Below are 25723 nucleotides of genomic sequence, written 5' to 3' on the forward strand. Positions count from 1 at the left end.
AAAAGGCAAAATAAATTTAAAAAAAATAAATGATATTACAGCAACAATAAATGCTACTGATAAAATTACGTCTATACTACTTTGTTCCATAATTATAAATCCCCTTTTAATTCTTCTAATCTAGCAATTCTATCTTCTGTTGTAGGATGTGTTCTAAATAAATTTCCAAATGATGATTGCATTCCAGAGAATGGATTTATTATAAACATATGTGCAGTTTGTTCACTTGCATTATGAATTTGTCCTCTTTTTGCATAGTTCTCTAGTTTAGATAATGCACTTTGCAATCCCTGAGCGTCACCAGTCATCCTAGCAGCTCCCTCATCAGCCATAAACTCTCTACTTCTACTTACAGACATTTGTATAATAGAAGCTGCAATTGGCAATATAATGGCCATTAAAATCATTACAATTGGATTCGAATTTTGTCTATTACTTCCAAATATTGCTCCAAACTGCATAATATTAGCAATCATAGCAATAGCACCTGCAAAAACTGCCGCTATTGTTCCTATTAAAATATCATAATGTTTTATATGAGATAACTCATGGGCAATAACACCTTCTAATTCTTTTTCATTTAACATTTCATATAATCCCATAGTAACTGCAACAGCTGCATGTTCATAATTCCTTCCTGTTGCAAAAGCATTAGGAGTATGATCTGGTATTAAATAAACACTCGGCATTGGTAAATTTGCTTTTTGAACTAGTTTTTCAGTAATCCTATATACGGGATGTCGTCTATCTTCTATTAATGTTGCATCATATTGTTTTAGTACTTGTTGATCGGAGTAATAATAAGCATAAAAATTTATTCCTAGAGCTATTAAAAAAGCAATAAGCATTCCAGAACTTCCTCCAAAAGAAAAACCTATAAATACAAAAAGCACAGTAAGTAAAGAAAGAAAAAAAACTGTTTTGATTTGTTCCATGAAAACTCCTTATTCTTTATTCTATCAAAAAATAAATAATGAATCTTAAATAAAATTTTACTAATTTGTTTAATTTAGTATTTAAAAATGTTATTCAAAAAGTTATAATAAAATATCAATTCAAGGATTAACTATGAAAAGAGTATATTTTATAAGACACGCAAAATCAGATTGGTCTGATTTCCTTTTAGATGATTTTGATAGACCCCTAAATAAAAGAGGCAAAAAAAATGCTCCTTTAATGGGTGAATACTTAAAAGATGAAAACATATATCCTGACGTATTTTTTTCAAGCCCTGCAAAAAGAGCAAAAAAGACTTCAATAAAAATAGCCAATAAATTAAACTTTAATAAAGAGAAAATTAAATTTAAAAATAAGTTATATGATGCAAACTATAATGATATTTTAGAATTGATTTTAAATGTTAATGACAAACATGACACAATATTCATACTTGGACATAATCCATCTTTGAACATTATTGCATACGATTTACTTGGCTTTGATGAAAATATTCCAACATCTGGAGTATTAGGTCTTGAATTTGCTTGTAATAGCTGGGTTGAGATAAATAAAGAAAATGGAAAACTCCTTTGCTTTGAATATCCAAAAAAGTTAGTAAATTTAGTATAAAAATTATTCTAACATTATTTTAAATTAAATAAAGCCTTTATTTGGGATTTACTATATTATTTGTATTAAATAAAATAATTTAATAAAAAAATAACCAAATCTTGTAAAAAGTACACATCACTATGGATTATTTACAAGTTTAATTTTTTTTTATAACAAAGAAAGCAAAGTTTTTCTAAAATCAATACTATATATATTATGAAGAGATTTAAATGAAAAAATTGTATATCGTAAGACACGCATTAAAAGAGTTAGAGCAGCTAGATCAAGATGATTATGATAGAGCATTAAGTCAATCTGGAATAGACGATGCAAAATTAATGGCACAAAGATTAGCAGCAAAAGGTATTAAAGCAGATTTGATTGTATCAAGTCCAGCAAAAAGAACAAAAGAGACATCTGAGATATTTGCAGAAGCATTAAATTACGATAAATCAATTATGTATAATGAAGTATTATATATGGCTTATGTTAATGAGTTAATAGAAACAATCACTTATACTTTTGATACAGTAGATACAATGATTCTAATAGCACATAATCCATCTTTAACAGCATTAGCTATAACACTAGTTGGATTAAAAGAAAAGATTGCTATGGGTGGAATTGTTGAAGTGGAATTTAATTGTGATTCTTGGATAGATATATCAAAAGAGAATGCGAAATTTATTTCATATGATTACCCAAACAAAAAGTAATAAAGAAAAAGAATAAAAAACAATCAATAAAATTATTGATTAACATCATGGTAAATAATCCTCATTTAGTTATATTTCTAATAAAAAAGGGATTTAACTAACTATGCATGATTTAGCTAATAATATAGATAATTTTCCTCAAGGACACCCAGTTAGGGTATATATTGAAGAAAATTTTCTAATCAAAAACTTATTTAAAGAACTATTCAAAACTGATGTAAACGAAGACTTCCAAGCTTTTTATAATATCTTCAATCAATTATGTGAAGTTGAAAAACACTTTGCAAGAAAAGAAAATCAACTTTTCCCATACTTAGAAAAATATGGATGGACAAATCCTAGTCAAGGGATGTGGGCATTCCATGATCAAATTAGAGAAGAGATTAAGTATGTTAGAAAACAAGTTGAAGAAAAGAACTTAGACAACTTATTAAACGATGCTATGAACTTATACAATAGCTTATCTCACTTAATACAAGTAGAAGAAGGGAGATTACTTCCTAATGCTTTAACAATGTTAAGTGAAGACGACTGGAAAGAGATGTATGAAGGTGATAAAGAGATTGGTTGGATGTTCGCAACAGCACCAGTTAGATATCCAGAGTTGACAGAAGAAGAGTATATTCATCCAAGTCAAGATAAGAAAAAAAGAAAACTACCTTTCTCATTAGAAGATAGAACACATTATGATGAGGGATATTTAACTCCTGAACAAGTTAACTTTATCTTTAAATTCTTACCAGTAGATATTACTTATGTTGATGAAAATGACAGAGTAGTATTTTATAATAGAGGGGATGATAGAGTTTTCCCAAGAAGTGCAGGAATTATTGGTAGAGAAGTTAAATTCTGTCACCCACCAAAAAGTGTAGATCAAGTACTTAAAATCCTTGAAGAATTTAAAGCAGGACGTCAAGATACAGCAGAGTTCTGGATTCAATTCAAAGGTAAATTTATTCACATTAGATATTTTGCAGTGAGAGATGATGAAAAAGTTTATAAAGGTGTTATTGAAATGTCACAAGACATTACAGACATTAGAAAATTAGAAGGTGATAAAAGACTTCTAGATTGGGAATAAAATAAAAGTGCGAAAGCACTTTTATTTACCTAAACAAAACTCCCCAAACATTACATCTAACATTTGGTCATTTTCGTAAGGTCTAGTAATATTAGAGATAGCCTCTAATCCTTCTGTAATATGATGAGCAAAGAATTCTAACTCACCATTATGCAATGGCATCATTGACATATTTAAATGATATAAAGTATCTTCAACAGAATTAACTTGTCTTTTAGAAATTAAAGTCATTTCATCACTATGAGTATTTGAATCTAAAATAGTTTCAATATTCTTAATTAAAGGATTAATATCTTCTTTAGTTGATAGTTCAATAAATTCGACCAAATTAGATTTATCAAGTTTACTTTCTAAATCAGATTTATTAACAACTTTAATGATTTTCTTTTCAGAATTTTCTTCTAATAAATCAAGAATTTTTAAATCTTCATCATCTATTAATTTACTATTATCAAATAAAGAGATAACAATATCAGCTTCACCAATAGCTTCAATTGATTTTTCAATACCAATTTGTTCAATTACATCAGAAGCATTTCTTATACCTGCTGTATCTACTATTTTGATTATATGAGTACCAATCTTAACTGATTCCTCAATAGTATCTCTAGTAGTTCCTGCAATATCAGAAATAATAGCTCTATCGTAATTTAGAAGTTTATTTAATAATGAAGATTTACCAACATTAGGTTTACCAATAATTGCAACTTTAAAACCTTCAATCATACCCTCTCTTCTTTTACTAGCATCAAGAGTGTTTGTAAGTTTTACTTGAATCTTTTCCATTTTATTTTGGATTTGTTCAAAAATATCACTAGGTAAATCGTCTTCAGCATAATCAATACTAACTTCAGTGTATGCTAACATAAATAATAGATCTTCTCTAATATCGTTTACAAATGATGTTAATTCACCTTTTAATTGCTTAGCAAGTAATTTAACAGCATCTTCACTTCTAGCTTCAATGATTTTAGAAATAGCTTCTGCTTTTGATAAATCAATTTTATTATTTAAAAATGCTCTTTTTGAAAACTCACCTGGATTAGCAAGTCTTGCTCCATAAGCTAAAACTTCATTAACCACCATATTTGCAATGGCAACGCCACCATGACATTGGAATTCAACTACATCTTCTCCTGTAAAAGAAAATGGTGCTTTAAAATATAAAACTAAAGCTTCATCAATTAATTCATCATTAGTAGTATGTAAAGGACATAAAGTTGCAAGTCTTGGTTTGAAAGTTTCTTTTTTAGATATTTTTGAAGCAATTTCAAGAGCGTGTGCCCCTGAAACTCTAACTATAGAAATCGAGCCGATACCATTAGCAGTAGCAATGGCAACTATTGTATTATCATCAAACAATTTACTGCTCTTTACTTCTATACTCATTTACAAGTACGTATTTATCACCTCTAACATTTGTTTTTACAGCAACATATTTGTCAGGGAATTCATCTCTTAATTTCTTAAGAGCAATATGAACTAAAATACCATCTAGTGGTTTAGTTTTGAAAGTACCTTTTTCTTTAATTGTTTCAATTACAGGTCCTAAGTAAGTATGAATTGCAGCTTCTTGATTTTTTAAGAATTCAGCAACTTCAAGTCTTAACATTAAACCGTATTTTTCATTAATCCAGTTAAATAAAATATAAGATAAAGCCTTATATCTATAACCTTCTTTTCCAATTAATAAAGCAGAATCAGAACCAGTAAATTCAACATATAAAGTCTCTTCATCATAGAATTCAACTTTAATGTTATCAATACCATAACAAGTTTCATCAAACAAGGTATTAATACCTTCTTTTACTTCATTAAGAATTTCTTCTTTATCTTTTTTTACTATTATATTTGAAATTTGAGCTTGAGAATCATCTTCATTATAGAAGTTATCAAAGATTTTTTCTTTTGATTCTACTTTTCTAACATGAGAAGTTTTAACCTCTTTTTTGGGATGTGCTTTTTCTTCAACTCTATTAGAGTCTTCAATTTTTTTAGATACATCTTCAATTTTAATATCTTTACTTTTAAAAGAATTAGATGAAGGTTTCTTTTCATAAGTCTTACAGTTGTTTTTGAAACAAGCCTGAATTACCGCATTCTTTTTTCCAAAGCCAAGAAATCCTTTACTTGGCTGTTGGATAATTTCAATTTCTAAATCAGTAATTGAACACTTAAATTCTGCTGTTGCTAATTCGTATACTTCTTCTAAACACGTTGCTTCAAATTTTTTCATAATATGTTCCTATTATTTTTTTGCAGCTCTTTTTTTGTCAAACAGTTTATTAATGTAGAACTGTTGTGAAATTGTAAATACGTTATTAATGAACCAGTATAATGTTAATCCAGCTGGGAACCATAAGAAGAAGAATGTAAACACTACAGGTAACATTTGGAAAATCTTCTTTTGCATCTCATCTTGCATTGTATTTGGTGTAATTCTTTGTTGTAAGTACATTGAAGCACCCATTAAAATTGGTAATACAAAGTATGGATCCATTTCTGCTAAGTCTTCGATCCAGAAGATAAATTCTGCACCTTTTAATTCGATTGCATTTAATAATACTCTATAGATAGCAAAGAATACTGGAATTTGAAGAACTAATGGTAAACATCCACCCATTGGGTTAGCACCATGTTTCTTGTATAATTCCATCATATGCATAGATTGTTTTTGTTTATCGTCTTTATACTTAGTTTGGATTTCTTTCATCTTAGGAGCTAATTCTTTTAGCTTGTTCATAGAAACCATACCTTTGTATGATAAAGGATATAAAACTAATTTAATTAATACTGTTAAGATAACAATTGTCCATCCCCAGTTACCAACATAAGATTGGATAAATTGAAGTAATAAGAACATTGGTTTAGCAATAAAAGTAAACCAACCGTACTCAATAACATCAGTTAATTCAGGGTTTAAAGCTTTTAAGTCTTTAAAGTTTTTAGGTCCCATGTATCCAGAGAATGTAATATTATCATTACCATGAATAAATGCTTGTGGATTAGAGTCTGCATCAGGAAGTAAAGATACAGCTAATGATCTCTCAAAGTTATAAGCTACTGTTGCATAATATCTATCAAAGTTAGATACAAATTTAATACCAGTAAAGTTTACACTTTTATCTAAATCACCATCTACAGTTAATTCCATAGTTCCATCATTTTTCTTGATGTATAAACCATGGTCAGCGTACATATCAGCTAATACATTAGGTCTGAAACCATTTGTAATAAAGAATTTCTTCCCATTAGTAGTTGAAGCAGTTAAATCATAATGCCCATTAGGGTAGAATGTAAGTTTCTTAGTTAATACAGTATCACCTAAGTTTTGAGTTAAAACTAATACTTGCTTACTAGAAGTAGCATCAATACTCTTTTTATCAGCAATTGTACTTGCTTTAAAAGCAATATTATTAATACCAGTATCAGCAAATCTTACTTCTAAAGGTCTTAATTGGTTGGCTTCAAATAATTTAATTTGTTTACCATCTTCGTCTTTATATTTTTCTTCAGTTAATGTTACTTGCGCAACTCTACCTAATTTATCAATTTCAATGATATTTCTAGCAGTTTTAATAACTGTAACTATGTCAGTTGTAGCAATTGCTTTTGAAGATAAAGCCTCAACTGATTTACTCATGTCAATAGCATTACCTGATACATCAGTTTGAGCCATTCCGTCAACACTTGGTGTTGCTTTTTGAGTTTGTTCTTGCTTTGCAGCTTCAGCTTTAGCTTCTTTTTGAGGTTTTAATACTAAAAACTCGTAAGCTAAAAAGAATACAAAAACTACTACTGTCATAATTAACATTCGTTTTTGCATACCATTATTTTGATTCATATTGTTCATTCTTGTTTTTCCACTCCCGATTCTTAACTACAATATATTTGCCATTTCCTTCTGGAATATACCAGTATATAATTTTAATTTTTTTAAAATTAGTATTTTGGAAATTTGTCAACTTTATGTGGGGATAGTCAAATCCACCTGGAAAAAGTTGATTACATTTTAATACGCGTGTTATTGTAAAATAAATAGCCTTAAAAAATGAATTATTATCTAGTTGCCATAGGGCATATTGCGAACAAGTTGGATAATATCTACACGATCCAAATGAGATAACACTTAAATATCTTTGATAAAATCTAATTAAGTATTTAAAAATCGTTTTCATTTTAAAAGGTCAAGCCTTTTTAGTGCGAAATCAAAATCTTTTTTTAGTCCTAAAAAATCCCTATCATTGATAGTATTTTTTACTACGAAAATATATTTGCCTGATTTGATTTGCTTGTCATAAGTAGTAAATAAAGCTCGCATTCTTCGTCTCGCTTTATTTCGTAATACTGCATTGCCTACTTTTTTTGAAGTAACAAAGGCAGCTTTTAAGTGTTCATCAGAACTAAAAAAAGCGACAAAAGAAGTGGTATGCCACTTTTTGCCGCTTTTATATAGTTTGTTAAAATCTTTTGAACTATTTAGTCGGTGATTTTTGCTTAGATAGCTAATCTTTTTCTACCTTTAGCTCTTCTAGCTTTGATAACTTTTCTACCGTTTTTAGTTGCCATTCTAACTCTGAAACCATGTGTTCTCTTTCTTGGAGTGTTATGTGGTTGATATGTTCTTTTCATCTTAGTATTCCTCTATATTCACTAATTAAGTTGCGGATTATAGTTAAAGCTAACTTAAATATTCTTTAGATTCAAAATGATTTATTGGAAATATTATAGTAAATTGAGCACCTTTATATACTTTTTCTTCAAAATCATAATTAATATTCTCTACAGATATACTTCCATTTAGATGTTTTACTAATATCTCTTCACTCATAAAAAGCCCGATACCAGTGCCTTTTGAGTCACCTTTTGTAGAAAAATATGGTTCAAAAATTCTATCTAAAATCAAAGGATTTACTCCTCCTGCATTATCTTTTATTTTAATTATAATATTTTTGTCATTTTTTTTCGAAGAAATAAAAATTAATTTTTTTTCATCACTTTTTACTAATTCATCTCTTGCATTATTTATTAGGTTAATAAGTACTTGTATTAATTCATTCTCAAAACCATAAATTTTTTTGTTTTGAATCTCTTTTATTAAAATAATATTTTCTTTTACTAACTGATTTTCAACTAATTGTAATGTTTTATTTATCATATCTTCTAATTGAAACTCTTTTGCTAGTTTATTAGGCTTAAAGAAATTACTAAAATCATCTATAGTATTTGACAAATATTCTATATGCTTTTTAATTTTTAGAAATGATTCATTTTCTAGATCTTCATCTTTATTACCTAATTCTCTATGTAATCTAATCCCAGAAACTATAGTAGAAACTGTTGAAAGTGGTTGTCTCCATTGATGAGCTATATTGCCTAACATCTCACCCATAGCAGCTAGTTTTGATTGCTGAGCTAGAATATTGTCCTTTTTAATATTGTCATTCATTTGCTTTTCTATGCTTTTTTTATAGTTATAAAATTTCTTTTCCAAAAGTCTTGATAAATATATAAAAATAAATAAAAGCAATAATGTTACAAAAATACTTCCAATGAATAGTTTTTGTAAAGCAAGTTTATTTGACTCTTCAAGATATTTCTTTTTGATTTCTAAATCTTTATAAAAGTCATCCATATAAAAACCAGTTCCAATAATCCAATTCCAATCTTTTACACTGTCTACATAAGTTATTTTTTTTATTGTATTTTTATTAAAGGGTTTATCTTTATGTTGATAAGAAAGATAACCACTAGTCATAGCTTTGTCTTTTAGTTTCTTTAAAATATTTTCTTGACCTGCAACAATATCAAAGTCAAATAAATTTTTTCCTATATATTTTTTATTGTAATAACTTAAATAATTTCCATCAAAATCTAATATAAATACATAACCATCTTCTTTGTATCTAAAATCAGAAATACTTCTAGTGATTTTTTGTTTTAATTGTTTTTCAAAGTCAACTATATATTCTCCCGTACCTATAAAAAAATCATAAGGTTCAAATTTTTTAAAAAAACCTATTTTTTCATACTCTTTATTTAACTCATCAGGTTTTGTCCAAAACCAATTAAAATATGTAGCTTCTTTTGCTTGAAGTATTTTATTCATCTCTTGTAATAAATAAGTACCCTTAGTATCTTGATATGACCATAAGTCTTTATTTTCTAAATTAGGTTTTATGGGATGCAAGATATTCCTACCAGAACTAATATCATAAATAAAAAAGTATCCCCTATTTTCATTAAAGCGTATTTCCCTCAGAGCATCTTTAATTAGTGAAATAATCTCTTCACGTGCAAGTTTGTCTTTATTGTTCTTATATAAAGAATATGCAATATTATGAGCATTGTTTACTTGATTTTGTAGTTCTTTTTTAAGATTTTTAATTTGTTCTTTTTTTTCATATAGAATATTGGATTTAATTTTCTCAATTTGGAATTTTGTCAAATCTTTATTTAGAGAAATATACTTTTCTTCTAACTTCTGATTTTCGCTATGGAATTGATTTATATTTTGATTATATAAGAAATAAGTAAGTAGGCTTGAGATTATTAAAATTAATGCTACTGGTAAGTATTTTATAATACGTAGTATCTCTTTTTCATTATCTTTCATATTAACTCTTTTACTCGAATAAGTAATTATAACAAAGAAAAATGATTTATATATAATAAAGTGCTTGAGATACTAGCTTATTATAGCTAGTACCTCATCGTTTTGTACATCGAATTTTACTTTAGATCCCTCTTGAATTTTATCTTCTAAAATTAAATCAGCAAGTTTATCTTCAACTATTTCATAAATAGCTCTCTTAAGTGGTCTAGCTCCATACACAGGATCAAAACCAGCAAGTGCTACATACTCTTTAGCTTTTGTTGATAAAGAGATATGAATATCTTTTTGTTCAAGTTTTACTTTAATAGTTTCAAACATAATATCTACTATATTTGTAATAGCCTCAAGTCCAAGTTGTTCAAAAATAACAATATCATCTAATCTATTTAAAAACTCTGGTCTAAAGTGTGATTTTAATTCATTTAGAACCTCAACTTTTCTAGATTCTTTATCATCTATTTCAATAATCTTAGCACTACCAATGTTTGATGTTAAAATTATAATAGTATTTTTAAAATCAACTGTAACACCTTTGTTATCTGTTAGTCTTCCATCATCTAATACTTGAAGTAAGATATTAAATACATCTGGATGTGCCTTTTCTATTTCATCGAATAGTATTACTGAGTATGGTTTTCTTCTAACAGCTTCTGTTAATTGTCCACCCTCTTCATATCCAACATATCCAGGAGCAGCTCCTATTAGTCTACTTGCTGCATGTTTTTCCATATATTCACTCATATCAAATCTAATAAGTGATTTTGCATCATCAAATAAGAACTTAGCAAGTGTTTTAGCAGCTTCTGTTTTACCAACTCCGGTAGGTCCTAAGAACATAAAAGAACCTATTGGTCTACTTTCATCACTTAATCCGGCTTTGTTTCTCTTAATAGCTCTTGATATTGCTTTTAAAGCTTCATCTTGCCCTATGACATCTTCTTTCAGTACTTGCTCAACTCTTAATACTTTTTGTTTCTCTGAGTCCATCATTTTATTTACTGGAATTCCTGTCCATCTTGAAACTATACTAGCAATTGATTCTTCATCTACTGAGTTTCGAAGAAGTGTTCCTGCATCTTGCATTCTTTGCCATTTTTCTTCATTGTCTTTTATCTTCTGCTCTAATGTTGGAATTTCTCCATACTCTATAGATGCAGCTTCTTCAAACTTAGATTCTCTTTTTGCTCTTTCAGCTTTTGTTTTTAGCTCATCTATCTTAGCTCTTAATTCACTTGCTAGATTAAAGGTTTGTTTTTCATTTTCAAATCTTGATTCTAAACCTTGTTTTTCTTCATTTAGATTAGCTAACTCTTTTTCTATTTCATCTAATCTTTGTTCATTCTTTTTAGACTTCTCCATCTTTAATGCTTCTTTTTCCACATGGATAGTTTGGATTTGTCTTTTTAGCGTTGAAAGAACAGTTGGCTCTGACTCTATTTGCATTTTAAGCTCTGCTGCAGCTTCATCTATTAAGTCAATTGCTTTATCTGGTAAGAATCTATCTGTTATATATCTATTAGATAATTTAGCAGCACTTATAAGCGCTGAGTCATTAATAGTTACATTATGATGTGTTTCTAACTTCTCTTTAATACCTCTTAATATTTGTAAGGCTTCGTTTACTGTAGGTTCATCAACATTTACAGGTTGGAACCGTCTTTGCATTGCTGTATCTTTTTCAAAATACTTTCTATACTCTTTAAGTGTAGTTGCACCAATAGTATGTAATTCACCTCTAGCTAAACTTGGTTTTAAGATATTAGCAGCATCCATAGAACCTTCGCTAGCCCCTGCTCCTATTATTGTATGAATCTCATCAATAAATAGTATTACATTTCCAGCTTTTTTAACTTCATCTATTACAGACTTTAATCTATCCTCAAATTCACCTCTATACTTAGCACCTGCAATCATTGCAGACATATCAAGAGTAATTACTTTTTTGTTTTGCAGACTTGTTGGAACTTGTTTCTCAACTATTCTTTGAGCTAATCCCTCTGCAATTGCAGTTTTACCAGTTCCCGGTTCACCTAATAAAATAGGATTGTTTTTTGTTTTTCTAATTAGAATTTGCATCATTCTATTAATTTGTTCATCTCTACCAATTACAGGATCAAGTTCACCATTAATAGCTTTTTGATTTAAATCTATTCCATATTTACCTAAAGCTTCTAAGTTTTCATCAGAACTTGCAGAATCAATAGTTGCACCGGCTCTCATAGCTTCAAGTTCTTTTTTCGCATCATATAGGTTTATATACTTCCCTAATACTTCCTTTAACTCTTTTGAGTCAAAGTTAGCAATAAGCCATGAATCAATAGCAATAAATTTATCACCATTTTTAGCAGCTATTCCTTCTGCTTTTTCTAAACTGCCTACAAAGTTTCTTGATAGTTTAATACTCTCTTTTGTTACACTTGAAACTGTAGTTAATTTTGAAGCATAAGATTTTGCTTCTAATTCTATTGCTGCTTTATCTATATTCATTTTATTTAATAATTGGTTTAGTACTGAGTTTGTATTTGTAAGCATAGCCCATAGAAAGTGAATAATCTCTACTTCTTGGTTTTTATTATGTAAGCTCAAAGCTACTGATGAATCAATACCTTCAGCCATTTGGTTAGTAAGTTTTTCAAATAATTTATTCATATTAGCACTCCTTTAGTTTAACTGCTAAAGGAATTATAGCAACTTGAGTGGATATTTGTCAAGTTATATAGAATAGTCTCCTAAATAGTTACTTTGATATATAGGAAGTGTAATTACAAAAGTACAACCATAAATAGTATTTGTTTTTTTATTGAAGTTGTTCTTAACACTAATTTTCCCATTCATATGTTTTGAAATTATTTGATGGGACATATATAAACCAATACCAGTACCTTTAGATTGGTGTTTAGTAGTAAAATATGGATCAAATATATTTTCAATTATTTGAAGAGGTATTCCACCTGCATTATCTTTTATTTCAATAATGCACTGATTATTTTTCTTATAAGAAATTACATGTATTGTTTTATCTTCTTTCGTACTCATATCAAAAGCATCTTTAGAGTTATTAAAGATATTAATTAATACTTGTAAGAATTCATTTGGGAAACCATCAACATTTAATTCATCATCTAAGATTGTTTCTATATGAATATCTCCATTTTTTAAACTAGGAATCATTAAATGAATAGCTTTATTAGTATAATTACTTAAATTAAATTCAACTACAGTTTTATCTTTTTTGAAAAAGTTTCTAAAATCATCGATTGTACTAGATAGATATTTTGTATTATTAACAATTAAATCCATTGAACTTACTAGTTTTTCATCCGAGAGCGATGAAAACTCTTTTTCAAACTTAACCCCACTAGCACAAGTAGTAATAATACTCAAAGGTTGTCTCCACTGGTGAGCAATATTACCTATCATTTCTCCCATAGAAGCCATTTTTGATTGTTGAAACAGTAATTTATCTTTTTGTTTTAACTCTGATATATCTATAAATGTTAATAAAGAAAATTCTTCTTTATTTATTAGAATGGATTGAGTTTTACCTATACAAATATAATTCCTTTTATCTTCTGTAGTAATTTGAAATTCAGATATTCTATTAGCATTAATCTTTGTTTTCTCAGTATATTTATCACCAATTAAAAATGACAACTTTTTATCAATTAAATCTTTTTTAGTTTTATAACCTAAGAAGTTAACAGCTACCTTATTTACATCAACACAAATACCATCTTTATATAATATTATAATTTCCATAGTTGAATTAAATAAAGACTTAAAACTTTTTAATGAAGATTCTAGTTTTTCTTCTCTTTTATCAATTTTTACTTGCATCTTATTAAAACTTTTTAAAAGGTGATTAAACTCTTTATAATAGGTCTTCTCTAATTTAGCATCATACTTCCCATCAGAAATTGATTTTGTAATTCTTTGTAAATCATCTATAGATTTAAAAAGTTTTTTTGAAATTCTTAAAGAGAAGAAAATAGAAAAGATAATAAAGATAAGAATAAATAGAACTATCCCTAAAATCATTTCATTTAACTCATCAAGTATTTCTTGATAGTTTTCCCTAACTACAATTTTCCAGTTTGTTTTTTTGATTGTTGAATACATACCATATTCATTTGTTTTATTTTTTATTGATTTATAATTTATTTGAGAATAAGACTTTTGATGATTAATTAATTTAGTGTAAATTTCTGACGAAGTTGCATTAAACCTTTGTAAAACTAATTCACTTGAATCAGGATTTAAAATCATAATACCTTCATTATCAAGTATTCTAACCATATGAGAAGAATCATAATTTCTGAATCTAGTAATAAATTGAGATATCTCTTTTAATCTAATCATCATAACAATTGTTTTATTTTTATATCTATAACTATATGACAAAGATGGCTCTTCATCTACAGTTGAAAGAAAAATGCTTGACCAATAATCTTTGTTTTTACTTTCTCTTAAGTTTTTAAAATACTTCTTATTTGAATAATCAAATCCTTTATAAATATTTAAATTTGATAAAGCATAAAAATCTTCAATTTTTCCATCTTTATCCAGTATTAAAATACTTGAAATACTTGCATTAGTACGTACTATATTTTTAAGAATATATTGATCAAATTCATAATTCATAGCAATAAATTCAGTAATATTAGAAACATCTAATAAAAACTTATTAACTTCATGTTCAACTTGGGATAATACTTGTTCTTGATTATGTTGTATTATTTTTAGTTTTGAAGTATACAAGTTATACATTGAAAGTAAACCAACAATAACAATAACTACAATTGAAAATATAATCAATTGTTGAAGAATTTGTTTTTTTAAACTTTTACTTTTAATCATTGAACTTTTTTGTACTTTCCATCTTTAACTTCAAATGTAATAAAATCTCTTATCACATCTCCATACTTATCAAATACAATCATATCTTGCAAACCTTGGAATTTTTCTTGTAAAAGCAAGTTTTCTTTTAGTTTAGTTTCATCACCTTTTTTAAGTAATTCAATAATTATCGTAGATAGTTCATAAGCTTTAGAAGCAAAAATTGATGGTTTTTGTTTATATTTATTTTCATATCTTTTTACAAACTCTTTAAATCTTTTATTGTTTGAGTATTCATCATAATCAATATTAAAAATAACACCCTCTGAAGTTTTACCAGTATTTTCTAGAAAAGATTCTGTCATTGCCCACTCAGAAGAAGCGACTTGTGTATCTATTTTATTTAGCCTTAAATATTGAATTACTCTTGCTGCATCAACTGAGTTTGCACAAATAACAATAATATCAGGTTTAGTATTTCTTATATCATCAACCAATAAATCTAAATCTTTATTTGTAGGTGAAAACTTTACAAAAGAACTTCCTCCATTTGAAATAAAACTTTTTTCAAAATTCACCAAATAATCGTGAGTATAAGTTTTATTAAATGGATCATATATTCCATATACTTTTTTATAATTTTTATCTTTTATGTATTTTGTAAAGGAGTGAAATCGTTGAGCATTATTTGCCACGTGAACTCTAAAAAATCTATCATCTTTTTTTGTAAATTCATTACTAGCAGAAGAGGCAGAAATCATAAACATATCATCATAATTATTAATAATTGACATTGAGACTTTAGACATTGAACTTGTAACATTTCCTATTACTATTTTTATACCTTGATCTATAAAATCGTTTACAATTTTTTTGTTTAATTCTATATCTTTTTTATCATCTTTAAATAACAATTCAATTTTTTTATTATCAACAGTATAATCTACTTCTTCAAAAGCTAAAAGAACTCCGTTCATCATTGCATTACCTAAAACAGAATATTTAGAAGTTAAAGCACCCACAAAACCTATCTTTACGGTCTCTTCTTCTTTTCTGAAAAACATAATTAAAACAGTTAACAATATTAGTAAAATAATAATTAGAAGATGTTTCTTTTTCATTTGAACCCATTATAATAATATAAACTATTAATTATATCTTTTTTCTCTAATTAAACTAAATTTTAAACTCAATTACTATTTCTAATCCTTTGAATTCTTTTTTATCAATTTCAAATGTTACATTTTTTGCGTAGATAATACCATCCATATGTTTTACAATTATTTCGTGACACATATATAAACCTAAACCTGTACCTTTATATTTATGTTTAGTAGTAAAATATGGATCAAATATCTTCTCAAGTAAATCATTTTTTATTCCACCAGCTGAATCTTTTATAGAAAGTACATATTTATCAACTTCTTTATATGTAGAGATTATTAGGTGTCTATTTTGTATTTTGTTTAAAATAAATGCGTCTTTAGAATTATTGAATATATTTACAATAACTTGTGTTAATTCATAAGGATAACCTCTTAAGATATTTTTATCTTCGTAAGATATTAAGGTATTGATTTTATGTTTACTAAAAATTGGTTCAAAGAAACTAATAGAATTAGCTAATACATCTGTTAAGTCAAAGTTTTCAATATCTTTTTTTGGCTCAAAATAATCTGAAAAGTTGTTGATTGTTGTTGATAACATTTGTGTAGTATTATTAATCTGAGATAAACCTTCACTTAGTTTTTTCGTTGATAATATATTCAGATCATTCTCTAGTTTCATTCCACTTGAAAGTGTACTAATTGTACTTAAGGGTTGTCTCCAGTGATGAGCAATATTAGTAAGCATTTCTCCAATGGAAGCAAGTTTAGATTGTTGAATAATAATTCTTTCTTGGTTTTTAATATTAGTAATATCTAAAAAGGCAGATATACGAAGTTTTCTTCCTTCAAATTCAATCTCTTGACCTTTTCCTAATACTGTTTTAATCTTATTGTCTTTTGTTAATATTTGATACTCTATTGGCTCTTTTGTAAACTTATTATTTTTAAAATGTTTTTTAACTAGGTTTCTATATCTTTTTGAAATATGATTTTCAACAGAAGCTCCTAATAATTCCTCTTTTGATTTATATCCTAATAACTCTACTGCTACATCATTAATATCAATACAGGTATTTGTATCATGAATTACCAAACCTTCCATAGTAGAATTAATTAATGTTTTAAAGTTATCTAGATTGTTTCTTAGAGTTTTTTCCCTAGCATTTATTTCAAATCTCATCTTTTCAAATGATAAAAATAGTTTATTAAATTCATGGAAATACGTTGGTTCTAAAATATTATTATAATTTCCATTTGCAATATTTGAAGTTTGCACTTGAAATCTATCTAGAGAACCAAAGATATTGTTTAAAAATCTATAAGAAAAATATATAGCAATTAGAGCAAAAATAATTACTGTAATTAAAATAACAATAATTAAATCAAATAAATATTGTTCCATTAAAGAGTAGTTTTGTCTAATTACAATCTTCCAATTAGTTTTTTCAAGATTAGTATACATTCCATAATCCATAGTTCCATGGGATACATTATTAAAAGTTGTAATTGTGTACTCTTTTTCTTTGTTAATTAAATCCTTATACAAAGTTGTATTAATAGTATTAAACTTCTCTTTTACTAATTTAGGATTATCTTCATTAAGAATAAAAGCACCCTTTGAATCTAAAATTCTTATCATATATGAACCATCATTATTTTTTAGATTATTACTTAATTGTGCCAATTCATTTAAAGATATATAAACAACAACAATTTCATCTTTTAATTTAAAACTATATACGAAAGAAGCGGTTTTATCTAAAGACGAAATTAAAATATCTGACCAATAACTATCAGCCTTTCCATTTAAGTGTTTTACATATACCTTTTTTGAGTAATTCTGATAATCTATAATTCTTTTATCACAGTTTGAATGTATAGTTTTAATAGAACCATTTTTATTTAGAATCATAATAGTCGAAATTGTACTATTCATATTAATTATATTTTCTAAAAATAGATTTGTATTTTTTGTATTTTTTTTCAAATAAAAAGATATTTTTTCCACTTGAAGAATAAACTTATTCACATCATATTTTATTTGTTTTAGTAATTGAGTTTGGTTATGTTGCATGGAATTAATTTTCATATTAAATAACGTTAATGAGGAGATTGCTGCAATGGTAATTGCAAATAACATTGTAAATAAAATCACTAAATAAATAACTGATTTCTTAAGACTTTTCAACTCAAACATTTTTTTTCGTAGATAGTTAAGCAATATTTATTCCAATTTTAATAATTAATTTTTATATTTTTTAATAACCAAAAAATAAAGAAGAAATCATTATATATTATATATTATTAAATTAATGTAGTTTTTTATTATAAAAAAGAGTAATTTTGAAATTATTTTTTATTTTATTACTTTATAAAAGTATTTTTGGTACTTTACCCTAACAAATTACACATAAGGAGTTAATATGTTATGTGGAATAGATGAAGCAGGACGAGGACCAATTGCAGGACCTTTAGTTGTTGCTGGAGCCATTTTTAAAGAAGAAATATCAGGATTAAATGATTCAAAAGTTTTAAGTGAAAAGAAAAGAGAAAAACTATTTGATGAAATAAAAGAAAAGACTCATTATCATATTGTATTTACAAGTGCAAAACAAATTGATGAAAAAGGTATTTCAGCTTGTTTAAAAGACTCAATAAAAGAGATTATGAATAATCTTAAAAAAGAAACTGATGTTTTTTTAATGGATGGAAATACATCTTTTGGAATTGAAACTCTACAACATAAAATAAAAGCAGATGCAACAGTACCAGAAGTTAGTGCTGCTTCAATTCTTGCAAAAGTTAGTAGAGATAGATATATGTGTAAAATTGCACCTAATTATGAAAAGTATAACTTCCAAAAACACAAAGGTTATGGAACAAAAGCTCATGTAGAAGCAATTAAAGAGTTTGGTAGAAGTGATGAACATAGATTTACATTTAGACTAAAAGCTTTGGGTGAAGGTGTAGAAGGGGTTCAAAAAAGTCTATTTTAGACTATTTTGAAACTTCTCCAATATGTTTTTCTACTGATTTGATTTTATTCTCTAATCTATTTTCATGATTTTTTCTAATATCAAATTTTAAAGAAGCATAAACTCTATTACAATCTAACTCTTCAAGTTTTTCATAACATTTTTCAACTAAAGCTAAAGCATCTTTAATATTTGTTGTTTCAATAATTGTAGCCATTGCAGTTAATTGGTATGGGAAACCATTATCTTTAATAACTTTTATTACTTGAGAAACTTCTTTACTTTTACTTTCATTTTTATCTGTTGGGAACATCGACATCTCTAGAAGAACTGACATTTTTATCCTTTTTATTACGTTATAAATCATTATTTTTTTATTTTGAAAGACTATTTTAGCATTTAATCTATAAAGGCAAAGGGCTTACTTGGTTATAATATATGTAGTTTTTTACTTTTATTTCAAATTTTTTGTGTTATTATATAGAATCAATAAAAGGAGAACTACATGCAATTAGATGTATCTGCAGAAGTTATATTATCACAATTAGGATATTCAAAGAGTGACGCATCGTTACAACAAGCTGAAAAAATGATCTCAGCTACTGGAAACTTTGACAAATTTTCAAAACATATTTTTTCACTAAATGACCACTTAAAGAAAATGAATGCTTACGTGGGACTATCAAATAAAACAGATTTTTTAAAAATTAAATGTGACGAAAATGATGCTGCAGAAATTCTAGAAGAATTTCATGAAGAAGTTTCACACTGGGCTGGAAAGTACAATGTAAAACTTGAACAATTAGATGCTAAACCTATTTATTATATCTTAGGAACACACTAAAAAATTTTATTATAACTATGGCAATAAGGTACCTTTTGGTGCCTGTCATAATAATCCTGATGATAATCTTCAGCTTCATAAAATGGTACTAATTCATATAAAGAAGTAGCAACCTTATAATTCATATCTTCTAACTCTTTTATCACTTTTTCACTTACTAATTTTTGTTCATCATCTGCATAAAAAATTGCTGATAAATATTGACTTCCAATATCGGGACCTTGTCCATTAGTTTGAGTAAAGTCATGTATTTCAAAAAATAGTTTTGCTAAAACTTCAAAAGAAACAATACTTTCATCATAATCTACTCTTACAACTTCTAAATGTCCAGTAGCTCCGGTACAGATACTTTTATAATCTGGATTTTCTACTTCTCCACCCATATATCCTGAAATAGCTGCTATTACACCATTTAATTTTTCAAAATGATATTCAACACCCCAAAAACATCCACCTGCAAAATATGCACTTTTAATTTTTTCACTCATGAATGCTCCTTATTTCGCTTCAAATTTTAATGACACTGAGTTTACACAATGTCTAGTATTTTTTTCCGTGAAACCTTCACCTTCAAAAACATGTCCTAAATGCCCACCACAAGATGCACATACTATTTCAACTCTTCTTCCATCAGCATCAGGTACTCTTGTTACAGCACCTTTGATTTCGTCATCAAAACTAGGCCAGCCACAGCCTGAACTAAATTTACTATTTGATTTATATAAAGCTGTATTACATTTTCTACAATTAAATGTACCTTCCTCATAAAAATCATTATATTCGCCAGAAAATGGCATTTCTGTACCTTTATTTTCTATTACTCTTTTTTCTTCATCGTTTAATTTATTAAAATTCATTATATAATCCTTTAAAAGTATATAATATACAAAAAACTATTTATCGAATCTTATTGAAAGGCAAACACCCTCATTATTTTTTATAACATCTAAAAAACCACCATTTTTTTCAATAAATACACCCATTAAATAAAAACCTAAATCAAAAGACTCATTGGAAAATTCAGAATTTAAATCAAACTCATTACTAATGCATTTATCATCATCTAGAGAACAATTATCTTTGTAGTTAATATAAATAGAATTGTTATCTTCATTTATATTAAAAGTAATAAACTTTTTTTCTTTATTCATATCTGCAAAGTTTTTCAATGAAAAAGAGAGTAATTTCATAAATATATGTTTTACCTCATCGTATATAAAATTAAAGTTTATTAGGTTTGAGCCATCAATTGATACATCGATTTTTCTTTTGTTAATTTGATCTTTAAATAAAAATACAACATTATCTAATAATACTTTGATATTAACACTTTGTTTTTCAATATCATTTTTAAAAAACTTCTGAAAATTTTGCATAGTATCATCAAGTTTTGTAACTTCTAAAATTGTTTTTTCTATCATTTCTTGTGACTGTTTAATATCAATATCTTCTATGGAGAATTGTAAGTTTAATGATTGTAAATATAGTTTGATTATATTAAGTGGTTGATTCCACTCCCTTGAAATAGCATCTATCATATCACTCATTGCTGATAGTTTAGATTGTTGAAATAAAATTTGTTCTTTTCTTCTTAACTCTTCTACTTGCTCTTCTACTAAATCATTTAAATTTGTATTCATTACTTTCAAATCTTTTAGAGCATGGGATAAACTAAGATGTAATTCAACTCTTTTTAGAAGAACTTCTGAGAAAAATGGTTTAGTTATATAATCAACTGCTCCATATTCAAAACCTTTAACAATATCATTTTTATCATCTTTTACAGTAAGGAAAATTATAGGGATATTCTTGAATCTATCATCAACTTTAATTCTTTGACATACTTCATAACCATCAAGTGTAGGCATAACAACATCTAGTAATATTAAATCAAAAGCATTAGTTTCTAGTAACTCTAAAGCTTTATGACCACTTTGTGCATATATTACATTGTACTCTTTTAGAATACTCATTGCTACTTGTAAATTCTTTGCATCATCATCAACTAATAAAATTTTACTATTATCTTGTACTCTTTTCATGATTATTCCTCACACGAATTATTAAACAGTTCTTCTAATTGTTTTAAACGTACATAGTTATTTGCTTTTGTAATTAACTCTATTGTAACAAAAGGTTTAACTATATAATCAACTCCGCCAGATTCATAGGCTAACTCAATATCAGATGTTGCATCTTTTCCAGATAAAAATACAATTGGAATATTTTTCATATTCTCTTTTTCTTTTAATATTTTACATACTTCAAAACCACTCATATCTGGCATCATTATATCAAGTAAAATCAAATCAAATTCATGTTCAGCACATAAAGAAATAGCCATTTCTCCATTTTTTGCATAAAACATTTTATGACCTTCATTTTTTAGAATATTCATTGCCATTTGAATATTTTTTGGGATATCATCAACAATTAAAATTTTACTATTTTTCAATCTTTTCCTTTAACACTTCTAATTTTTCTATTACTGAGCTAAAACTTCCTAATAAATAATCTACTTTTTCAATATCAAAGGATTCAATATGTGTAGTAATTTCATTTGAATAGTTTTGTAATATACTTATATTATTCTCTATTCCAAGTTCTTGTATTTTTGAAGCAAAATCTTCAACTAAAGAGAAGTCACCTTTATTTTTAACTTCTTCACACTCTTGTTTAAATTGATTATTAAGTATATGAATTACTTCATCTAATATCTTTGGATTAATTGTTTCATTAACTAGTATTTCTTTACTATTATCCTCATTTACAAACTTATATGGTAAAAACTTCCCTAACTCTTCTATTAAATCATCTAAAATTACTGGTTTTCTAAGATAACCATTAAAACCATATTGAGCTACTTTTTCTAAATCTTTTCCCATAACAGAAGCAGTAAGTGCAACTAGAGGTATATTTTTATATTTCTTTTTATTCTTTATATGAATAGCTGCATCATAACCATTCATAACAGGCATTCTTAAATCCATAAGTATTAAATCAATATTTACAGTTTCCAATAAATCAATAGCTTCTTGTCCATTCTCAGCCATAATCATATTAAAACCATAATCTTTTAATGAAGCTTCTACTAGTTTTCTATTTTCACTAATATCATCAACTACTAAGATTGTTGCTCTATCAAATTCAATATTTGAAATATTTAATTTCTTACACTCAAATGACTCACTTACAGAACTTACTGAAATATCATGAAGTAATACAGTAAAAATAGAACCTTTTCCTTTTGTACTTTTTACAGAAATTTCTCCATTCATCATATGCACTAACTTCGTACATATTGCAAGTCCTAACCCTGTACCTCCATATTTTGAAGAGCTTTGATCTTTTTGTTGTTCAAAGGCATAAAAGATATTTTCTAAATCATTTTTTTCAATCCCTATTCCTGTATCTTCAACAGAGAAAATAAGATCGATTTTACTTTTTATATTATCTTTGTAAATATTGTCAACTTTTATTTTGATATGACCTTTTTCTGTAAACTTAATAGCATTACCAATTAAATTAAAAAGTATTTGTCTAATTCTAACCCCATCAATAATGATATTTTCTGGAATATCTTTATCAATATCTATTATAAAGTTTATATTTTTACTTATAATTTTAGAGTGAAATATTGATTCAATTTCTAAGAATAGTTTTGATGGATTTAAAGCTTCATTTTTAATATCTAATTTTCCTGCTTCTATTTTAGATAAATCAAGAATATCATTAATAATTCTAAGTAAGGCATTCCCACCTTTTTTAATAGAATTTAGATAATCTTTTTGAATTGGATTTGATATCTCTTTATCCAATAACTCCGTAAAGCCAATAACTGAATTCATAGGAGTTCTTATCTCATGTGACATATTTGCTAAAAATTCACTTTTTTGTTTTGCTACATTTACAGCTTCGTTTTTTGCTTTTAATAAAACTTCATTTAGATTCTCTAACTTTGTAATATCTGTAAACACTGCTGTTTTTAAATCTGATTCTTTTGAAATATAAGAAGCTGATATTTTAAAGACATGTGCTTTTTCATCTTTATAAATTAAAGCTTTGTATATATTATTTGGATTATCTAAAACTTCTTCTACCCAAGTTTTATTTCCTACTTCTGCTTGAATATAAGTATTGGGATCTTTTGTATCAAACAAGTCACAAATACATCTATACTCTTCTTTAAAGCTCTCTAGGGATGAATACTCAAAGAAGTCTAAGAATGCACGATTTGCTTGCTTTAACTCCTCTCCTGTAGTTGTAATAACAATATCAACTTGTGAGTTCATAATAGCAAAGGCAAAATCTCTACTCTCTTTTAGTTTTTTCTCAACTATCTCTTTTTCAACTATCTCAGCTTGTAGTTTTCTATTCCAATAAACTGTACCAGCTAGAATAAATAAAGCAAACCCAATTACCTTCCAAACTAAATCATAATCAATTTCTCTATCATAATCAATTTTAATCCATTTTCTATATATTTGATCTTTTGAAGATTCAGGTAAATTATCTAAGAGTTTATTTATTATAGATACTAATTCAGGACTACCTTTTTTCGTACCAAAACCATATTCATAGTTATAACCAGTTGGTCCTACAATTTTTAGATTACTTAAGCCATATTTTTTAATATAGAATTCAAAAGAAGGTATATCTAAAATAAAGTAATCAATTTGAGAATTAGATAAGCTTTTTAGACCAAGTAAAGGATTATCAAAAAGCTGTATTCTTTTTAATTTTGGATAATCATGTTTCATCTTTTCAACAACAGAATAACCCTTAACTGTAGCTATTTTCATATTAATTATATTATTTAGATTATTCACATATGTATCATTAGTTTTATTAGAAATAATTACAATCTCAGCTCCGAGATACTTACTAGTAAAGTTCATAAATTTAGTTCTACTTACAGAATAAGAAATAGCATCAATTAAATCTATTTTTCTCTCTTGCATTAAATCCAAAGTATCAGACCATGTTTTCGTCTTAACGTATTGAATGTTTATATTTGTATTCTTAAATATTTCATTTACTAAATCAGGAACAATACCTATATACTGCCCTTTATCATCAATAAATGAATAAGGAGGCCAGTGTGAATCCCCAGAAATTTTAAAACTTTTATTATTCTCTAACCACTTTTTTTCTTTTTGATTTAAAATATTTTTCATACTTTTTTTCACAGAAAGCATATTATCATTAACCCAAAGTTTTTGAATTTCTTTTCTTTTAGATATTGGAATAGAATTAATAGTTTTATTCAAAATTGAATATAAGATTTCATTTTCTTTATTTACAGCAATTGATAATTCTGCTTTTTTGAAAGGTGCTTTAAAAGATATAGCTATATTTGTAAGAAGATTTTTTTCTGTGAAGTATGAGATAACAGGAAGATTACCCACATAAATATCTGCTTTTCCATAAGATACATATTCTAAGGCTTCTTCATTAGATTTTGTGAAAATATATTCTGCATTTGGAAATCTTTTTATTAAAGCTTCATGTATAAAATTATCTTTAGGAAGTGCTATTTTATAATTATTTATATCAGCAAAATCATCTAATTCAAAATCTTTTCTAACAGCAACGGCAATATCTACATCAATATAAGAATCAGTGAATTTAAAAAACTCCATTCTTTCTTTATTTTTGCTAGCACAAGCTAACATATGAAGTTCATTGTTTTTAGTTTGATCAAATACCTTTTCCCAAATATTTGAGTGTATCTCGAAGTTTAGACCAGTTTTAGCAGCAATAATACTTAAATAATCAGATGAAACCCCATTATGGTTTCCATAATTATCCACATAATCAAAAGGAGGCCAATTCTCATCAACTCCTACTTTTACTATAGGATTATTTTGAATCCATTCTTTCTCGTTGGCGGTAAACTCAACATTAGCATAGAGATGGAAGAACATAGAAATAATAAAAAAGAGTCTTATGATATTCATAATATTACTTTATAATAATTTAATTTACTATATTA

Annotated in this window: 23 protein-coding genes; 5 read left to right on the forward strand and 18 right to left on the reverse strand. The window is 26.7% G+C overall.

Going from position 1 to position 25723, the window contains the following annotated elements:
* Window positions 1–92 precede the first annotated feature (92 nt).
* Window positions 93–935 carry a zinc metalloprotease HtpX gene (gene htpX, locus ALEK_RS13405; protein WP_071627072.1) on the reverse strand — a complete coding sequence of 281 codons (843 nt, stop codon included), beginning with the start codon at window positions 933–935 and terminating at the stop codon, window positions 93–95.
* Window positions 936–1068: 133 nt separating this feature from the next.
* On the opposite strand from htpX, the gene ALEK_RS13410 reads away from it, so the two are divergent.
* The 3 genes from ALEK_RS13410 (at window position 1069) to ALEK_RS13420 (ending at window position 3348) form a co-directional block, all read left to right on the forward strand.
* Entirely contained in the window at window positions 1069–1569 is a 501-nt protein-coding gene (locus tag ALEK_RS13410; protein WP_071627071.1) for a SixA phosphatase family protein, read from the forward strand.
* A 212-nt stretch (window positions 1570–1781) separates the two neighbouring features.
* Entirely contained in the window at window positions 1782–2267 is a 486-nt protein-coding gene (locus ALEK_RS13415) for a SixA phosphatase family protein (protein WP_071627070.1), read from the forward strand.
* Between the two features lie 103 nt (window positions 2268–2370).
* Entirely contained in the window at window positions 2371–3348 is a 978-nt protein-coding gene (locus tag ALEK_RS13420) for a DUF438 domain-containing protein (RefSeq protein ID WP_071627069.1), read from the forward strand.
* 21 nt (window positions 3349–3369) lie between these two features.
* Here the strand turns inward: ALEK_RS13420 and mnmE are convergent, their stop codons facing one another.
* From mnmE to ALEK_RS13475, 11 genes are all read right to left on the reverse strand, one after another.
* Window positions 3370–4710: a tRNA uridine-5-carboxymethylaminomethyl(34) synthesis GTPase MnmE gene (gene mnmE / locus ALEK_RS13425; RefSeq protein WP_071627068.1), complete on the reverse strand. Its 1341-nt coding sequence runs from the start codon at window positions 4708–4710 to the stop codon at window positions 3370–3372.
* 1 nt (window position 4711) lies between these two features.
* Window positions 4712–5584, reverse strand: coding sequence for a Jag N-terminal domain-containing protein (locus ALEK_RS13430; protein ID WP_071627067.1), 873 nt, complete (start codon window positions 5582–5584; stop codon window positions 4712–4714).
* A gap of 12 nt (window positions 5585–5596) precedes the next feature.
* The gene (gene yidC / locus ALEK_RS13435; RefSeq protein WP_071627066.1) at window positions 5597–7201 is read right to left on the reverse strand and encodes a membrane protein insertase YidC; all 1605 of its coding nucleotides are present in this window, start codon (window positions 7199–7201) and stop codon (window positions 5597–5599) included.
* On the reverse strand, window positions 7179–7526 hold the full coding sequence (gene yidD, locus ALEK_RS13440) for a membrane protein insertion efficiency factor YidD (RefSeq protein WP_071627065.1): 348 nt from the start codon (window positions 7524–7526) through the stop codon (window positions 7179–7181). Before yidD ends, yidC begins: the two co-directional genes overlap by 23 nt.
* Window positions 7523–7858, reverse strand: a complete 336-nt coding sequence (gene rnpA, locus ALEK_RS17740) for a ribonuclease P protein component (protein WP_071627064.1) — start codon at window positions 7856–7858, stop codon at window positions 7523–7525. The genes yidD and rnpA overlap by 4 nt, the downstream gene beginning before the upstream one ends.
* A complete protein-coding gene (rpmH, locus tag ALEK_RS13450; RefSeq protein WP_071627063.1) occupies window positions 7846–7980 on the reverse strand; it encodes a 50S ribosomal protein L34 in 135 nt (44 codons plus the stop codon). The genes rnpA and rpmH overlap by 13 nt, the downstream gene beginning before the upstream one ends.
* Window positions 7981–8029: 49 nt before the next feature.
* Complete coding sequence (locus ALEK_RS13455; protein ID WP_071627062.1) at window positions 8030–9964, reverse strand: sensor histidine kinase; 1935 nt, start codon at window positions 9962–9964, stop codon at window positions 8030–8032.
* Between the two features lie 72 nt (window positions 9965–10036).
* A complete protein-coding gene (locus ALEK_RS13460; RefSeq protein ID WP_071627061.1) occupies window positions 10037–12613 on the reverse strand; it encodes an ATP-dependent Clp protease ATP-binding subunit in 2577 nt (858 codons plus the stop codon).
* 63 nt (window positions 12614–12676) lie between these two features.
* Entirely contained in the window at window positions 12677–14821 is a 2145-nt protein-coding gene (locus ALEK_RS13465) for an ATP-binding protein (protein ID WP_071627060.1), read from the reverse strand.
* Window positions 14818–15921 (reverse strand): ABC transporter substrate-binding protein, encoded by a 1104-nt coding sequence (locus tag ALEK_RS13470; protein WP_071627059.1) that lies wholly within the window; start codon window positions 15919–15921, stop codon window positions 14818–14820. Before ALEK_RS13470 ends, ALEK_RS13465 begins: the two co-directional genes overlap by 4 nt.
* A gap of 55 nt (window positions 15922–15976) precedes the next feature.
* Complete coding sequence (locus tag ALEK_RS13475; protein WP_108062807.1) at window positions 15977–18106, reverse strand: ATP-binding protein; 2130 nt, start codon at window positions 18104–18106, stop codon at window positions 15977–15979.
* A 226-nt stretch (window positions 18107–18332) separates the two neighbouring features.
* Here ALEK_RS13475 and ALEK_RS13480 point away from each other — a divergent pair, with 226 nt between their 5' ends.
* Complete coding sequence (locus ALEK_RS13480; protein ID WP_071627057.1) at window positions 18333–18905, forward strand: ribonuclease HII; 573 nt, start codon at window positions 18333–18335, stop codon at window positions 18903–18905.
* Between the two features lies 1 nt (window position 18906).
* Here ALEK_RS13480 and ALEK_RS13485 read toward each other — a convergent pair whose 3' ends face one another.
* Window positions 18907–19221, reverse strand: coding sequence for an MTH1187 family thiamine-binding protein (locus ALEK_RS13485; protein ID WP_071627056.1), 315 nt, complete (start codon window positions 19219–19221; stop codon window positions 18907–18909).
* A gap of 168 nt (window positions 19222–19389) precedes the next feature.
* On the opposite strand from ALEK_RS13485, the gene ALEK_RS13490 reads away from it, so the two are divergent.
* The gene (locus ALEK_RS13490; RefSeq protein WP_071627055.1) at window positions 19390–19728 is read left to right on the forward strand and encodes a hypothetical protein; all 339 of its coding nucleotides are present in this window, start codon (window positions 19390–19392) and stop codon (window positions 19726–19728) included.
* On the opposite strand, the gene msrA is transcribed toward ALEK_RS13490, so the two are convergent.
* The 5 genes from msrA to ALEK_RS13515 are packed head-to-tail and all read right to left on the reverse strand — an operon-like array spanning window position 19725 to window position 25688.
* The gene (gene msrA / locus ALEK_RS13495) at window positions 19725–20216 is read right to left on the reverse strand and encodes a peptide-methionine (S)-S-oxide reductase MsrA (RefSeq protein WP_071627054.1); all 492 of its coding nucleotides are present in this window, start codon (window positions 20214–20216) and stop codon (window positions 19725–19727) included. The two genes, ALEK_RS13490 and msrA, sit on opposite strands and share 4 nt — an antisense overlap.
* 9 nt (window positions 20217–20225) lie before the next feature.
* Window positions 20226–20585, reverse strand: coding sequence for a methionine-R-sulfoxide reductase (locus ALEK_RS13500; protein ID WP_071627053.1), 360 nt, complete (start codon window positions 20583–20585; stop codon window positions 20226–20228).
* Window positions 20586–20621: 36 nt separating this feature from the next.
* A complete protein-coding gene (locus ALEK_RS13505) occupies window positions 20622–21770 on the reverse strand; it encodes a response regulator (RefSeq protein WP_173424150.1) in 1149 nt (382 codons plus the stop codon).
* A 2-nt stretch (window positions 21771–21772) separates the two neighbouring features.
* Window positions 21773–22183 carry a response regulator gene (locus ALEK_RS13510; RefSeq protein WP_071627052.1) on the reverse strand — a complete coding sequence of 137 codons (411 nt, stop codon included), beginning with the start codon at window positions 22181–22183 and terminating at the stop codon, window positions 21773–21775.
* Window positions 22173–25688 carry a transporter substrate-binding domain-containing protein gene (locus ALEK_RS13515; protein ID WP_071627051.1) on the reverse strand — a complete coding sequence of 1172 codons (3516 nt, stop codon included), beginning with the start codon at window positions 25686–25688 and terminating at the stop codon, window positions 22173–22175. The genes ALEK_RS13510 and ALEK_RS13515 overlap by 11 nt, the downstream gene beginning before the upstream one ends.
* Between the last annotated feature and the right edge of the window lie 35 nt (window positions 25689–25723).

Origin of the sequence: Poseidonibacter lekithochrous (genome assembly GCF_013283835.1) — a bacterium.
Lineage (GTDB): Bacteria > Campylobacterota > Campylobacteria > Campylobacterales > Arcobacteraceae > Poseidonibacter > Poseidonibacter lekithochrous.

What these genes read in the sequence shown, in the direction of transcription:
- ALEK_RS13460 (WP_071627061.1), bottom strand. Translation starts at nt 12,613, where the DNA reads ATGAATAAATTATTTGAAAAACTTACTAACCAAATGGCTGAAGGTATT.
- ALEK_RS13410 (WP_071627071.1), top strand. Translation starts at nt 1,069, where the DNA reads ATGAAAAGAGTATATTTTATAAGACACGCAAAATCAGATTGGTCTGAT.
- ALEK_RS13475 (WP_108062807.1), bottom strand. Translation starts at nt 18,106, where the DNA reads ATGTTTGAGTTGAAAAGTCTTAAGAAATCAGTTATTTATTTAGTGATT.
- ALEK_RS13505 (WP_173424150.1), bottom strand. Translation starts at nt 21,770, where the DNA reads ATGAAAAGAGTACAAGATAATAGTAAAATTTTATTAGTTGATGATGAT.
- ALEK_RS13415 (WP_071627070.1), top strand. Translation starts at nt 1,782, where the DNA reads ATGAAAAAATTGTATATCGTAAGACACGCATTAAAAGAGTTAGAGCAG.
- ALEK_RS13465 (WP_071627060.1), bottom strand. Translation starts at nt 14,821, where the DNA reads ATGATTAAAAGTAAAAGTTTAAAAAAACAAATTCTTCAACAATTGATT.
- msrA (WP_071627054.1), bottom strand. Translation starts at nt 20,216, where the DNA reads ATGAGTGAAAAAATTAAAAGTGCATATTTTGCAGGTGGATGTTTTTGG.
- ALEK_RS13455 (WP_071627062.1), bottom strand. Translation starts at nt 9,964, where the DNA reads ATGAAAGATAATGAAAAAGAGATACTACGTATTATAAAATACTTACCA.
- ALEK_RS13515 (WP_071627051.1), bottom strand. Translation starts at nt 25,688, where the DNA reads ATGAATATCATAAGACTCTTTTTTATTATTTCTATGTTCTTCCATCTC.
- ALEK_RS13500 (WP_071627053.1), bottom strand. Translation starts at nt 20,585, where the DNA reads ATGAATTTTAATAAATTAAACGATGAAGAAAAAAGAGTAATAGAAAAT.
- ALEK_RS13430 (WP_071627067.1), bottom strand. Translation starts at nt 5,584, where the DNA reads ATGAAAAAATTTGAAGCAACGTGTTTAGAAGAAGTATACGAATTAGCA.
- yidD (WP_071627065.1), bottom strand. Translation starts at nt 7,526, where the DNA reads ATGAAAACGATTTTTAAATACTTAATTAGATTTTATCAAAGATATTTA.
- ALEK_RS13480 (WP_071627057.1), top strand. Translation starts at nt 18,333, where the DNA reads ATGTTATGTGGAATAGATGAAGCAGGACGAGGACCAATTGCAGGACCT.
- rpmH (WP_071627063.1), bottom strand. Translation starts at nt 7,980, where the DNA reads ATGAAAAGAACATATCAACCACATAACACTCCAAGAAAGAGAACACAT.
- ALEK_RS13470 (WP_071627059.1), bottom strand. Translation starts at nt 15,921, where the DNA reads ATGAAAAAGAAACATCTTCTAATTATTATTTTACTAATATTGTTAACT.
- htpX (WP_071627072.1), bottom strand. Translation starts at nt 935, where the DNA reads ATGGAACAAATCAAAACAGTTTTTTTTCTTTCTTTACTTACTGTGCTT.
- ALEK_RS13420 (WP_071627069.1), top strand. Translation starts at nt 2,371, where the DNA reads ATGCATGATTTAGCTAATAATATAGATAATTTTCCTCAAGGACACCCA.
- ALEK_RS13485 (WP_071627056.1), bottom strand. Translation starts at nt 19,221, where the DNA reads ATGTCAGTTCTTCTAGAGATGTCGATGTTCCCAACAGATAAAAATGAA.
- yidC (WP_071627066.1), bottom strand. Translation starts at nt 7,201, where the DNA reads ATGAACAATATGAATCAAAATAATGGTATGCAAAAACGAATGTTAATT.
- ALEK_RS13490 (WP_071627055.1), top strand. Translation starts at nt 19,390, where the DNA reads ATGCAATTAGATGTATCTGCAGAAGTTATATTATCACAATTAGGATAT.